Here is a 14,213-nt window from a genome sequence, read left to right as displayed (position 1 = left end):
GTCAACAAACTAATTACCATTTTGGCTTACTCGCGACTAACATGGTTGCTGTATTGCTGTCTACAGGTTTAGAGAAAAAATATCCCTGTCCGTATTCACATTGCAGTGCCCTGAGCAAATTAAGCTGTTCAATAGTTTCTATACCTTCAGCAATTACATTCATACCCAAATGACCGGCTAAAACTAAAATAGTCTGCACAATGGCTTCGTTTCCTTCATCTTCCGTCATCCGGTTCACAAAATCTCGATCGATCTTTAAAGCATCAGTGGGAAAAGTGTGCAGCCGACTCAAAGAAGAATAGCCAGTGCCGAAATCGTCAATATATAATTGAACCTCTAAACTTTTCAACTCCACGAGCACAGCCGCTGCTGATTCGGCATTCTCCATAATTACACTTTCAGTAATTTCCAACTTTAAAGTGCGAGGATTAAGCTGAGTTTCTGCCAAAATCTCGCGAATACGTTCGATTAAATCTAGCTGTTTAAATTGTTGGTTAGAAAGGTTGACGCTGACAGTTAGATGAGGATGCTCCGGGAATTGCTGATGCCATTGTTGCATCTGCCGGCAAGCCGATCGCATCATCCACCAACCAATAGGTATAATCAATTTGGTTTCCTCTGCTACCGACATAAAATCCGCAGGAGAGACTACTCCCCGCGGCGGGTGATGCCATCGCAGCAGCGCTTCAAAACCGCTGATCGTACCGCTAGTTAAACAAATAATCGGTTGGTAGTAAAGTTGAAACTCCTGGCGTTCTAAAGCGTGGCGCAGGTCATTTTCTAGTTGCAAAAGGGCGACGGCACGAGTGTGCATACTTAAGTCAAAAACCTCGTGACGAGCTTTACCCGATGCTTTAGCATGATACATAGCGGCATCTGCATCTCGCAGCAATTCTTCAGGCCGATCGTACAAAATTTGAAGCTGCTGGATAGGGGGAATGGCGGAGTCGGCAGCAAAGGCAGATAAACCAACTTCTATGTTGTTAATATCCCGATCGCCCGCGAGGGATTGTTCTGAATTTGCTGATGACTGCTGCGACAAACCGGAACAAACAATCCCAATACTGGCACTGCTAAACACCTGATATTCGTTGAGGTAAAAAGGCTCGGATAGTTGGGTTTGAACTCGATCGGCAATATAAATTGCATCCTCCCTGTCTTTGATATTTTGCAGCAAAATAGCGAATTCGTCGCCACCGAGACGCGCCACTGTATCTCCATGACGCAAACAAGTTTGCAGCCGCCCAGCGATCGCAATCAGCAATCGATCGCCGACTAAATGCCCTAAACTGTCATTGACAACCTTAAAACGGTCAAGGTCAATAAACAACACCGCAAACAAAAAATTAGGACGACATTTTGACAAGTCGATCGCCTCAGACAACCGATCCATAAATAAAGCTCGATTCGGCAAACCAGTCAAGGTGTCGTGCAAAGCGTCATGTACTAACTTTTCTTCGGTTATTTTGCGATCGGTGACATCTTCCACAGTGCCTTCATAGTAAAGCAAAATTCCCTCAGCATCGCGAACTGCCCTGGCATTCTCCGAAACCCAAATAGCCGTACCATCAGCGCGGTAAACTTCCGACTCAAACTCAGACACATAACCGTGTTTTTCGATTGCCGACAAAAACTCACCCCGGCGATCGGGTTCAACATATAGTTGGGTATCGATATTTTGTATTTGTATCATCAATTCTGCCGCCGACTCATAGCCATAAATCCTCGCCAAAGCTGGGTTTGCACTGAGGTAGCGCCCGTCTGGACTCGTCTGGAAAATCCCCTCGCTGGCATTTTCAAAGATGCTGCGATATTTTTCTTCCGCCCGTTGCAGTCCTTCTTCTGCTTGTTTGCGATCGGTAATATCAGTCAGAGTGCCAATGTAGCCGAGAACTTCCCCACTTTTAGCAATTTCCGGCACCGCTTGCGAAAATACCCAAGTTGTGCGATCGCCCTGGTAAAAGCGGTACTCTAACTTAAAAGGCAATCTCTCTCTCACCGCCTGATACCACTGCTTCAAAACCCGGTCATGGTCCTGTGGATGCAAAGCTTTAGTCCAACCAGAGCCCAGTGTCTCCGTCAGACTCAGCCCCGCCATCTCCAAAAATCGTTCATTGACGTACAAACACTCTCCAGAAGCATCGCCCCGAAAAATCCCCACCGGGAGAATTTTTTCCAAAGTGTAATACCGTAATTCACTTTCTAGTAGCGCATTAGCCGTTACTTTAGTCTCCGTGATATCAAACATTGCCCCTTGCAGGATCAGAGACTGGCTGGCTTCGTCGCGAACCACAATCGCCCGGTCTCGAAACCATAGCACTTTGCCGTTGCGGGCGATCGCCCGGTATTCTGAAACAATCGGCCCCTCCGAGGGGATATATTCTCCATCAGCGAATGTCTGTGTAACGCTTTCAGCCAGCACCCGATCGCGATCGTCCGGGTGAACCACTTTCAGCCACAAATTCGGGTCAGCCTTCCATTCAGCCACAGAATAGCCAAGCCAAGTCTCAATTTGCGGGCTAATATCAAGTTTGATGCTAGGGTTGTTGAGCGGAGAAATGTAGGTGACAGTAGGTGCTTGTTCCACAAGAGCACAGTATTTTGCTTCCACAGTGTAGAGTTGTGCTTGCAGTCGCTGCCGCTCTAATTCCGCCGTCGCCCGCGAGGCAAAGATTTTGAGAATTAATCTAAATTGAGCTACCTTTTCTGGGGAAAAGGGTCGATCGTCGAACAGACAAATAGTGCCTAGGGCTTCGCCGTAAGAGTTGACTAGGGAGACTCCCAGGAAACTCCGCGCCCCTCTAGCTAAAGGTCTACGGTCTTGAGGAAAGGTTTCTATAAGGCAGTCTGGACAGGAGTACATTCCCTGCTCGATCGTCAGTGATTCGGGAGTATTTGCCGTGTCGAACTCAAAGTTTGGCTGCCGTTGTCGATCGCTCCAAAAGCTGATAACTTGCAATTTAGGACTAGAACCATTGCGATCGTGAGACTTGAGCAATTGGGACAGGATGGCGCTGCGAACTGAGAGTGCGGACGCTAAGTGACGAACTAACGCCTCAAAAAATTCTTCTCCCGTCGCGCGATCGATACCTGCTAAAATTTTGCCCAGCAAATCTTCATCGAATTGAGAAGCACCACTAACTTGGGGATCGTTACAGGCCAGAGACTGAATTTCGTATTGAGAACCGTCCATAGTTATCAGCTTTATAGAAAGATATAGATGCCAGCGAACCTGCGCTGTTTTGTAAACAGTAATCCCGATCCAAAAAAGAAAACTTAGATGTTTACTGTACGACTACTACCACTCTCGCAGACACCGACTAAAAAAATAACTACATATCCTCACAGATGAGTAACATAGCAAGGTAGGATCGGAGCTAGAGCATCTTTAACAATTAACAAAAAAATATGAAAGCAATTGTTTTTGAAACTCCCGGAGCCCCGGAAGTGTTGAAACTGCAAGATATCCCAGCCCCCACTATACAAAAAGAAACCGAAGTTTTGGTAAGGCTCAGAGCCGCGGGAGTAAATCCGATCGACACTAAGTTGCGGGGGCGCGGCACTTTTTATCCCGATCGAACTCCTCACGTTTTGGGCTGTGACGGTGCTGGAGTTGTTGAAGCCGTAGGTTCTGGCGTACAAAGTTTTCAAGTTGGGGACGAAGTTTTCTTCTGCAACGGTGGCTTAGGCGGTCCGACAGGGACTTATACTGAGTTGGCAGTGATAGACGAGCAGTTTCTCGCCCTCAAGCCTGCTAGTTTAAGTTTTGTGCAGGCGGCGGCGTCACCGTTAGTCTTAATTACAGCATGGGAATCGCTGTACGATCGCGGACGCTTGCTAGCTGGTCAAAAAGTTTTGGTTCAAGCAGGTGCTGGCGGTGTCGGCCATGTCGCCATACAGTTAGCCAAATTACAGGGTGCGGATGTTTGCACTACCGTCAGTTCCCCAGAAAAAGCCGAATTTGTCCAACAATTAGGAGCAGATTCAGTTATTTTCTATAAAAAAGCCGATGTTGTCGATGAAATTTTGACTTGGACCCAAGGAGAAGGAGTCGATTTAGCCTTCGATACCGTTGGGGGAGAAACTTTTTACCAAACTATTCCGGCTGTAAAAATTTATGGAGATTTGGTGACAATTTTGGAACCAGACCCCGCTTTAGGCAATTTAAAAACCGCCCGAATGCGAAATCTGCGCATCAGTTTGGAATTAATGTTAACCCCAATGTTGCAAGGTTTGGTAGAAGAACAGCAACAGCAGGCTCGTATTTTGCAGCAATGTGCCCGTTTGTGCGATCGTAACTTACTAAAAATTCACGTCAGCCAAACATTCCCCCTAGAACAAGCCCAAGCCGCTCATCAATTGCTAGAAACAGGCTCCGTAACAGGTAAAATTGTGTTGCAGATTTCCTAAGTAAAAGGAAGCAAGTCCAACGACTGCGTTTACCGCCGTAGCGAAGTTGAAGGATACCAACCGCTTCAGGAAGAAGGCAACCCCCCTCACCCCCCAAGGGGGTCAGCAACAAGGTACATCTCCAATCTTCAATCCCAAATCCCCAATCCGAAATCGAATGGCTGACAAACCTTATTCCATCCTTTCCTGCGACGGTGGCGGCATCCGTGGCCTAGTTTCCGCCATTATTTTAGAAAAATTGGAACAAAAACTACGCCAAAAAGCTCCCGATAAAAAACTCAGAGATTATTTCGATTTGATGGCCGGTACTTCCGCAGGAAGCATGACAGTTTGTGCTGTAGCTAGAGGAATTGATGCTAGCCGCATCAAAAAAATGTACATCGAAAGAGGCATAGAAATATTCCCACCTTTCAAAAATGTCTTTAGTAGTTTTATCAACCGTCTTTCCGCAGGTTTTTCCACTCAGCCCATCTACGATGGTGTAGGTTTAAAACAAGTGCTTCAGGCATTTTTTGGACAAGGAGAAATCAATTTTGAAAAACTACCAAAACCAATAAAACCCGAAAATTTAGTGGGCAAACCCTTACTATTTCAAGAGTTGCCAAAACCAGTTTTAATTACCAGTTACGACATTTATAATCGCCAACCAGTTGTTTTCAAGAATACCAAAGTTGCCCACGAAAAAATCCCTGTTTGGGAAATTTGTCGCTCCTCTGCTGCCGTACCCATTGCCTTTCCCGCCCACATCATGAACAATCCCGACTTTCTCAAAAATTGGGAGGAAGAGGGCCATCAAATCCCCGTAGGCGGCAATATCAAAGGTATTCCTTTAATAGACGGCGGATTTGTCGCCAGTAACCCAGCATTATGTGCGATCGCAGAACGTTTGCGCTGGAATAGCAATCCCCCTGCTAATCCCAAATGGCGACAAAATCCTGCTAGCCCCTGGCGCGATACAGTCGATATCCAAGATATTTTAGTCACATCTTTAGGCACTGGTCAAAATCTCAAACAAATCGGCATTTCAGAATCGCAAACATGGGGTGCGGGAGAATGGATTAATCCCCTAGATGGTATCCCCATTATTGATGTTTTTGCCGATGGTTCCTCCGACGGCATCATTTATATCATCAATCAATTAATGAATGCCGAGCAATATGTTCGCTTTCAACCAATATTGTCAAAAAACTATTCTGCATTCAATGCGAATCAACAAATACTTTTGGAAATCCAGCAAGAAATTGAAAAATCATTTTTGACCAATAAGAAAGAAGATGAAAAACTGAATAAGTTAGCTGATATTCTGTTGTCCCGTTGACTGATAAGTAAATCCACCTAATTAAACGTAAGATACAGGTGGCTAAAAAGCTTGCTGTATGAGCATTCTTCACCTCGATCTTCTTCCTTCTTCACATCGATCTTCTTCCTTCCTTCTACTTATCAAATCCTGTATTCATCTCTCTGTGTTCTCTGCGGTTAAATAATATAAAATCCTGTCTTCATCGTCCTGTATTAAAACTCTCTCTTCTCTTGCTTCGCGTCCTACCCTACGGGAACGGCTTCGCCGAACGCGCCTTCGCGGTTAAATCATTCCGATACAACCGGAATTGATATAACTCCCCTGAAAATTCAAAAATAGACGTGATTTTGTATATATATTATACCTGGATACCCGACTTTGTGAAAAAGTTGGGTATCTAATAAAAAATGACGATTAAGTCGTATACTCGGCATTAATTTTTACATAATCGTAACTCAAATCACATCCCCAAGCTTTCGCAAAACCTCCGCCATTGCCCACACTAACCTGAATTAAAACCGTATCATTGGTCAAATATTCTCCCTCAGCCGCCGCTTTCATATAATTACTCGCGGCAGATTTATCGTAGGCTAAAGGTTGCCCATTTTCCATCATCAAAAAATCTCCCAATTGAATTCGCAAGTTCTCTTGTTCAAAAGGTACGCCCGCACGCCCAGCCGCCGCTGCAATTCTTCCCCAGTTTGGATCGCGTCCAAAAATTGCTGCTTTCACTAAAGAAGAACCAACTATGGTTTTGGCGATTTTACTAGCTGAAACTTCATCCGGCGCGCCACTAACTTGCACTTCTACTAAACAAGTTGCACCTTCACCGTCACGGGCGATCGCCTTGGCTAAATGCACGCAAACTTCTGTAAGCATCGCCTCTAATTTCTCCGCATCTGCACCCATTTCTGTAATTGCTGGTGTGCGAGATTGTCCGTTAGCCAAAGCAATTAGCGAATCGTTGGTGCTGGTGTCTCCGTCAACAGTAATTTGATTGAAACTTCTGTTAGCCGCGCGACTGAGCATTTCTTGCCACAAATGTGATGATACTGCTGCATCACAAGTTACAAATCCTAGCATTGTTGCCATATTTGGGTGAATCATTCCCGAACCTTTGCAAATGCCACCGATGCGTACCGGTCGATCGCCAAACATGGTTTCTAGAGCGATGGTTTTCGGCACTAAATCTGTTGTACAAATAGCCTTAGCGGCCGCATCGGAACCAGTGGAAGAAGCCTCGGCCACTAATTGCGGAATTGCCGCCCTCAGCGGTTCCATTTTAATCCGCTGCCCGATGACTCCTGTCGAGGCCAACAGAATTGATTCTGGGGGAATATTCAGCGCTTCTCCCAACAATTTCGCACTTTCGAGGGCATCGGCTAAACCTTGTTCTCCCGTTGCTGCATTGGCTTGTCCCGCATTGCACAAAATGGCTTTGGCGCTGGGTTTAGCTTGCAGTAACTGGCGGCAGTAGTCCACGCAAGCAGCCCGCACAGTCGATGTGGTGAAGACTCCCGCGGCGATCGCATCGACATCTGACAAAATTAAGCTTAAATCCGGCAAGCCAGAAGGCTTCAAACCCGCTGTAATTCCCGATGCTCGATATCCTTTCGGTGCTGTAACTCCGCCGTCAATTACTTTCCAGTCTGACATGATTCCCTCCCTAAAGCCTTCTATTCCATTGAGACCGGATTATATCAAGTATCTCAGCCCATTTATAAAATTAATCGCGACTTTTTCTTGAGAATTCAAACTCAAGAAGAAATCGCGATGATACTGTAAATGGCATTATTTGAAGGCTATGTTTGCGATCGACCTCTGTGCTGTGAGCTAGTATCTAAACCAATTTCAGCAGCCACGCGGCTTAGCAAAGATTGCTGACGATTCACAACTCGGTTTTGATGGCGCATCATCAGACTGCGGGCTTGTTCTTGGGTAGACATCACCATTTCTCCAAAGGTAGGTATTGACTTGGCCGACTGTTGGCAATTGAGCTTGCTTAGCTCATGGTGGCGTTGCTGCGATCGTAACTGGCTTGCAGGCTTGGCTGGGGCTTCCCTTGAATATGACCCCAGTAGTTAGGATCTTCCATACCCACTTCGGTGGCGCTACGGTTGAGCATCGATTGCTGGCGGTTTTTCACTAAGTGGTGATGGCGCATCATCAGGGAGCGAGCTTGATTTTCGGTAGACATATGCGGTTCCTCCGTCTTGCTTGACTAAAGTTGGGCTGGTCTTTCTTGTCCATATTTTCAATATAACAGATAATTCTGTATCTAAAGTTACTAAAGTGTAATTGTAATAAAACTTTACATACAACTGGCACTCCCAGGGATCGGACACTTTTTGGCTAATGCTGGCGATCGCCCTTCCATCTCCCCAGAGGCGATCGCATCAAAAATAGTAGAGGAAGCAAAAACTCAATTTCTGCCTCCTCTACTATTTTTGTATAATTTAGCAAAAGCCCCATGCCCCATGCCCCATGCCCCATGCCCCATGCCCCATGCCCCATGCCCCATTACCGATTACCTAGTAACCACCTAACTGACAAAGGCCATAGGTAAATCTCATGCTTGGAATCACACTCAGCAGTCGCTACAACATTATCCGTCACTTGGGAGGCGGCGGATTTGCTCAAACTTACCTAGCCGAAGATAGGCAATTACCAGGAAATCACCTCTGCGTCGTCAAGCAACTCAAACCCCAAACAACAGATCCCAACAGTCTACAAATAGCTAGACGTTTGTTTGATACCGAAGCACAAGTTTTGTACAAGTTGGGAAATCACGATCGCATTCCCCGGCTTTTCGCCTATTTTGAAGAAAATCAAGAATTTTATTTAGTTCAAGAATTTATAGAAGGTCATGATTTAAATCAAGAAATTATCCCCCCTTCTACCTCTGGGGGGGCTAGCAATTGCATGAAGGAAAATGAAGTCCTGGGCATCTTACAGGAAATTCTCGAAATTCTCGACTTTGTACACCAGCAAAATGTGATTCACCGCGATGTCAATCCCCGCAACATCCTCCGCAGAGATCGAGACGGAAAATTAGTTTTAATAGACTTCGGTGCAGTCAAAGAAATTACTACTAAAATCACCAATCCTCATGCCAAAAACAGCTTAAGCGTCAGCATTGGTACCCCCGGTTATATGCCTAGCGAACAAGCCCACGGCAACCCAAAACTCAGCAGTGATATATATGCAACAGGTACGATCGCCATTCAATGCCTCACAGGCATAATTCCCCACCAATTACCAAAAGATCCAGATACAGAGGAAATTATTTGGCAGGACAAAGCATCAGTCACTCCAGAATTTGCTAAAGTTTTAGATAAAATGGTGCGCTACGATTTTCGCCAGCGTTATGCTAGTGCCGGCGAAGCCTTGGAAGCTATTAAAGAATTAAAAACAGCAACCAGCGGTACTGTGCCTTTATTGTCTCCTATCGTGACTCCCAAAGGCCCAGTCAAATCTCGTAAAAAACTGTATTTAAAAATATTGTCGATCGCCAGTTTAATTAGCCTCACTATTCTAGCCTCCACTTATGCTGTCAACACCCTGAATGCAGCTAACGCCACAGACTTACACAAACGAGGCAATACTCTTTACAATTTAAACCGATTTCCCGAAGCTCTGGAAGCTTACGATCGCGCCCTTAATCTAAAACCAGACTACGCCGAAGTTTGGCAAGAAAAAGCCAAAACTTTGTCCGAACTGAAACAATACCGAGCATCCCAGTCAGCCTATGACAAAGCAATAGAATTAAATCCAGAATATCTAGAAGCTTGGACAGGACGCGGTTATGTTTTGGACAAATTGCAACAGCATCAAGAGGCGATCGCCTCTTTTGAACACGCCTTAAAAATCCAGCCAGACTATCCTCCAGCGTGGGAAGGTAGAGGCGATTCACTCTTAAATTCCCAGCGGTACGAAGAAGCGATCGCCTCTTACGAAAAAGCCGTCAAATTTCAGCCAAACCTATACCAAGCTTGGTACAATCAGGGACAAGCATACCAGAATTTAAAGCAGTACGAACAAGCCGTAAACTCCTATCAAAAAACAGTAGAAATTAAATCCGACAACCCAGAAGCCTGGTACAATCTAGGGAATGTTTTCCTAGAATTGAACAAAAACCAAGAAGCCTTTGAATCCTACGAAAAAGCCGTGCGCTTTCAACCAAATTTTTACCAAGGCTGGTATAGTAAAGGCATCGCTTTGTTGAAAATGCGACGGCATGAAGCAGCGGTAGAAGCTTACGAACAAGCTATTAAGCTCAAACCAGACTATTATCAAGCATGGTACAATTTAGGCTGGTCTTACCACGAATTACGCAGGTACGAATCAGCAATTGAATGTTACAGCAAAGCCCTAGATTTAAACCCAAAGGAGTATCAAGCTTGGTACAACAGAGGGAATGCACAATATAATTTGAAGCGGTACGAAGATGCGATCGCCTCTTACAATGAAGCTGTCTATGTCAAGCCAGACTACCCCGAAGCCTGGTACAGTCGTGGCAATGCCCTGGTAGCAGTCAAAAGATATCAAGAGGCGATCGACTCCTACGACAAAGCACTTCGCTATAGACTAGATTATGGAGCCGCGATGGAAGCAAAAAAGCGCGCTGAAAGTCAGCTAGGAAACCATCAGCCCCAACTCATACCCAATCCAGGTTAAAAAACCCCTCGATCGAAGGGGTGAGTAACCGGGATTTAGCATCAAGCCATCATCATCGAACACCAGGAGAAATTAACGTCACCCGGCGGCTGTCTACCAACATGGGCCAAAAACCTCGATCGCTCAATGCTTTTACCGCAGCAGTAGCAGCAGCTTGATCCGTTGTATAAGCCACGAACAAAAAAGGACGCTGCCCGTAGGAAGCTAAGCCTACTTGCTTCCCTAAAACTTGCCTCACTTGGGCGGCTAATTCCGGTTGGTTAAAATAATCCACCAACACAGCATAACCGGCACCCAGGGGTTGGGGATTAAAGCCCACACTGCCATTGTCGGGATTAGTAGCTGGTTCAGGATTGTAGACTGGCAAATCTTGGGTAATAGATTGCGCGGGCGATCGCACCACATAAGCCCGTAATCCGACAACTTCTTCGATATATTTCACCCAATCGCGAGCGATTTGCGAATTGCGAAAGCCGCCAACTCGCGTTACCGTGTCAGTGATATATTGGCAAACTGTATTATTAGTATTTCCGGGAAAAGAACGTCTGGCTATTTCTTGCTGTTCCGGGGTTTTGGTAACAATTAACAGTAGATACTCATCGGACTGAGGCGGTTGGCAACTCGGCTGAGCTTTCACAGAAATCGATGAAATTGTCAATGCAAAAATGGCGATGAAGCCAGCATAAAATATCCGCAACTTAACCATAAAATTGTTGATTTTGCTGATAAATATTGCCAGCTTTACAATCTAGCTTTTTGCTTTTTGCTAATTTGTTCATGCTAACTGTAGGGATGCTAAGGCATCGGGGATAGTTTCTGAAGGTGATTCAAATTCACCTGTCAGTACATATTCTAATCGCAGTTTCAACCAAGTGATGAATTTAGGATCGGTGGAAATAATGGCCGCTGAGGGCTGAGGGCATTGTGCCTTAACTTTCGCCATTGTCGGTGCTTCTAGGAAAGCTGGCTGTTTAACTAACCAGAAGTCTATTTGTTTTTCTTGTTCTTGGTAGTTGCGAGTTCTTTCTTTGAATATTTCATCTAGGGCTTCCTCTTCTAGTAAAAAGCGCTGGCTAGCTAAAACGTAGTAGTAGGTTGACATTTTTTGTGCTTGTTAGAGATTAGTGGTTAGGGGTGAACCCATTGGTGTCAACTTAAGACTGAAAGCCTTGATAAATGTCGCTTTTACCTAAGTCTAGATCCCCCTAAATCCCCACCCCCCCCTAGCCCCCCCACCCCCCCCTGCCCCCCCCAAGGGGGGATGGGGGAAGGGGGACTTTGATCGGAATCTTGTCCCCCCCTTGGGAAGGGGGGCTAGGGGGGATCTGGATTTAATAGTCAAACAGCAATCTGTGACTAGGTTTGACGTTAAGTTGACACCAATGGGGTGAACCTCCCTCCTACCCTCATTTGTGCTGAGGTAGGAGCGGTGGGTTGAGTTGCTGGAGTGATGGAACTCTCAACTCTTGTGCCGTTTACTTTACCTTATTTGCTGTCATTTTGGCAAATATATTCCTAGGGGCTATAGCATGACCGCAGACAATTTATTAGCAATCGCCAGAGATTTACAGAGGTCATGCTTCGCCTATGCCAAATTGAGATGCACTACCAACTGTTTAAGGAATAGCAACTTCTCGCAACAATCTGTCAACAATCGTCTTCGCCCTCCTCCCAGCGGCGGGAATTAATCGATGAGCAAGTACGTGGGGGGCCAAATTCTTGACATCATCGGGAGTCGCATAATCTCGGCCAGAAATAAACGCTAAAGCTTGGGCCGCACGATGCAAAGATACAGCACCTCGCGGACTAACTCCCAAAGTAATCTCCTCATCTTCGCGAGTCGATCGCACCAAATTCACAATATACTGTTTCAAATGCCCTTCCACCTTGACCGTCGCACACAAACGGCGCAACTCCTGCACCTGTTCCAAAGAAATACAAGGCTGCAAATCTTCCACCGCAAAACTATCAGACAGCCTCTCCAACATTTGCAACTCTTCCAACTGTGCAGGATAACCCAAAGTCAACGATAAAGTGAAGCGATCCATCTGGGCTTCTGGTAGCGGAAAAGTGCCTTGATATTCGATCGGATTTTGAGTCGCAATCACAAAAAACGGTGCTGGAACATTCCGAGAAACCCCGTCTACTGTCACCTGCTTTTCTTCCATCACTTCCAGCAAAGCAGACTGAGTACGCGGTGTCGCCCGATTAATTTCATCCGCCAACAACACATTGGCAAACACTGGACCAGGCAAAAATTCAAACTTCCCGCTGCTGGGATTCCAAATATTAGTACCAGTGACATCCGTTGGTAACAAATCGGGAGTACATTGAATCCGCTGAAACTTTCCATCGATAGAGCGCGCCAAAGACTTCGCCAACAGCGTTTTCCCTACACCAGGCACGTCTTCCAACAGCGCGTGTCCCCCCGAAAGCAGGGCTACAATCACCAAGCGAATCGCATCCGTCTTCCCAACAATAGTCTTGCCTAGATTTTGCTTGAGCCGATCGATGTTTTCTCTCATTTTTCTGATTTTTAATTGTTTAAACCATTACAGAGAATGCCATTGGCCATCTTCCATTTTCCCTATAACAACACACTTCTAGCAACATCACAATCTGCCTGAATTTGAGTTTTGAGAGCTTCCAGAGAAGGGAATTTTTGTTCAGGTCGCAAAAACTCCACCAAACTCACACTCAAGGTTTTACCGTACAAATCCCCAGACCAATCTAACAGGTGAACTTCCACTGTTGGTTGCTGACCGTCCACTGTGGGACGACAGCCCACATTCATCACCCCATTGACCAAAGATACATCTAAGGATTCCCCCAGCATTAGAGATTTGGGATTTTCCCACTTATAGGAAGAACTTTCATCTGGGAAGACTCCATCTCCATCCTCGATCGATACTCGCACTGCATATACACCAAAACGTGGCAAAAACTTGGAGGGTGGTAATTGAATATTAGCGGTAGGAAATCCGATTGTCCTGCCAAGCTGCTGTCCCCGAACTATGGGACCCACCAAACTGTAAGGACGGCCCAGCAACTGATTTGCCCGTTGGAGGTCTCCGCTGGCTAGACTTTCGCGAATCACAGAACTGCTGATTCGTTCGCCACTACCGCAGGTGTGAAGTCCTACTAGAGTAACATCAATGCCGTAGTTAGAGGCGATCGCCTGTAAATCCACAGCCGTGCCCGTCCGTCCCCGTCCAAAACGAAAATCCATCCCGACACTAATTCGACTCGCTTGCAGTTGTCCCACCAAAATTTCCTCGACAAACTCCTGGGCAGTCAAAGCAGCCAATTCGCGATCGAACGGCAACAGCACAAGCTGCTCCACACCGATTGCTTCTAGCAATTCTATCTTTTCTGCCAGAGGAGTCAGCAGTTTTTTTGCTTGACCCGTAAAAAACTCTTGTGGGTGCGGATCGAATGTCACCACCGTTCCGTAAAACCTCACGGCCCCATCAGAGTTCCAGCCTGGAATCTCATTGTCTTCAGTCCTAGTCTGGGACAAACCAACATCAGAATTCTTGCCCCAGTGGGCGAGGACGAGGCTGTCTGCCGGATCAAACTCCCTCCTAGTCTCCGGTTCAAAAACCAAATTTTCGTTGTTATTAGGCCCTGGTTGTCCTAAATCCCGCTGCGGTGCAGAAACAGTCGCCGAAATCTGCCCAGAATTTTCCCGAATCGATCGATTTAAAATTGGCTGCACGACTTGTCGATGCCCTAGGTGGAAACCATCAAAGTTTCCCAAGGCAACGGCAGTTGGAGTCAGAGCAGCAGTACAAGAATAAGTTACCCACACGCTTTAAATTTTCAC

The 14,213-nt window shown here is 46.0% G+C and carries 11 protein-coding genes; 3 read left to right on the top strand and 8 right to left on the bottom strand.

Annotated features, from left to right (window positions below):
* Positions 1–13 precede the first annotated feature (13 nt).
* Positions 14–3,193 carry an EAL domain-containing protein gene (locus tag AAFP11_RS22775; RefSeq protein ID WP_341739102.1) on the bottom strand — a complete coding sequence of 1,060 codons (3,180 nt, stop codon included), beginning with the start codon at positions 3,191–3,193 and terminating at the stop codon, positions 14–16.
* Positions 3,194–3,408: 215 nt separating this feature from the next.
* Here AAFP11_RS22775 and AAFP11_RS22770 point away from each other — a divergent pair, with 215 nt between their 5' ends.
* Together AAFP11_RS22770 and AAFP11_RS22765 are read left to right on the top strand one after the other, a co-directional pair.
* Positions 3,409–4,410 carry a zinc-dependent alcohol dehydrogenase family protein gene (locus AAFP11_RS22770; RefSeq protein ID WP_341739101.1) on the top strand — a complete coding sequence of 334 codons (1,002 nt, stop codon included), beginning with the start codon at positions 3,409–3,411 and terminating at the stop codon, positions 4,408–4,410.
* 157 nt (positions 4,411–4,567) lie between these two features.
* Complete coding sequence (locus AAFP11_RS22765) at positions 4,568–5,728, top strand: patatin-like phospholipase family protein (protein ID WP_341739100.1); 1,161 nt, start codon at positions 4,568–4,570, stop codon at positions 5,726–5,728.
* A 396-nt stretch (positions 5,729–6,124) separates the two neighbouring features.
* Here the strand turns inward: AAFP11_RS22765 and argJ are convergent, their stop codons facing one another.
* The 3 genes from argJ to AAFP11_RS22750 form a co-directional block, all read right to left on the bottom strand.
* Positions 6,125–7,366, bottom strand: a complete 1,242-nt coding sequence (argJ, locus tag AAFP11_RS22760; RefSeq protein WP_341739099.1) for a bifunctional ornithine acetyltransferase/N-acetylglutamate synthase — start codon at positions 7,364–7,366, stop codon at positions 6,125–6,127.
* Between the two features lie 146 nt (positions 7,367–7,512).
* A complete protein-coding gene (locus AAFP11_RS22755) occupies positions 7,513–7,656 on the bottom strand; it encodes a hypothetical protein (RefSeq protein ID WP_341739098.1) in 144 nt (47 codons plus the stop codon).
* 56 nt (positions 7,657–7,712) lie between these two features.
* Positions 7,713–7,907 (bottom strand): hypothetical protein, encoded by a 195-nt coding sequence (locus tag AAFP11_RS22750; protein ID WP_340526191.1) that lies wholly within the window; start codon positions 7,905–7,907, stop codon positions 7,713–7,715.
* A gap of 374 nt (positions 7,908–8,281) precedes the next feature.
* Between AAFP11_RS22750 and AAFP11_RS22745 the strand changes: the two genes are divergently transcribed.
* Complete coding sequence (locus tag AAFP11_RS22745; protein WP_341739097.1) at positions 8,282–10,387, top strand: tetratricopeptide repeat protein; 2,106 nt, start codon at positions 8,282–8,284, stop codon at positions 10,385–10,387.
* A 52-nt stretch (positions 10,388–10,439) separates the two neighbouring features.
* On the opposite strand, the gene AAFP11_RS22740 is transcribed toward AAFP11_RS22745, so the two are convergent.
* The 4 genes from AAFP11_RS22740 to AAFP11_RS22725 form a co-directional block, all read right to left on the bottom strand.
* Positions 10,440–11,093, bottom strand: a complete 654-nt coding sequence (locus AAFP11_RS22740; protein ID WP_341739096.1) for a hypothetical protein — start codon at positions 11,091–11,093, stop codon at positions 10,440–10,442.
* A 69-nt stretch (positions 11,094–11,162) separates the two neighbouring features.
* Positions 11,163–11,489: an MgPME-cyclase complex family protein gene (locus tag AAFP11_RS22735; RefSeq protein ID WP_340526107.1), complete on the bottom strand. Its 327-nt coding sequence runs from the start codon at positions 11,487–11,489 to the stop codon at positions 11,163–11,165.
* Positions 11,490–12,003: 514 nt separating this feature from the next.
* A complete protein-coding gene (locus AAFP11_RS22730; RefSeq protein ID WP_341739095.1) occupies positions 12,004–12,912 on the bottom strand; it encodes a MoxR family ATPase in 909 nt (302 codons plus the stop codon).
* 62 nt (positions 12,913–12,974) lie between these two features.
* Positions 12,975–14,198 carry a bifunctional riboflavin kinase/FAD synthetase gene (locus AAFP11_RS22725; protein WP_341739094.1) on the bottom strand — a complete coding sequence of 408 codons (1,224 nt, stop codon included), beginning with the start codon at positions 14,196–14,198 and terminating at the stop codon, positions 12,975–12,977.
* Positions 14,199–14,213: the final 15 nt, after the last annotated feature.

Origin of the sequence: Microcoleus sp. CAWBG640 (assembly GCF_020883015.1) — a bacterium.
Classification (GTDB): Bacteria; Cyanobacteriota; Cyanobacteriia; order Cyanobacteriales; family Microcoleaceae; genus Microcoleus; species Microcoleus anatoxicus.
Note: the sequence above shows the minus strand (reverse complement) of the source record. Positions and strands in the feature narration are given on the sequence as shown.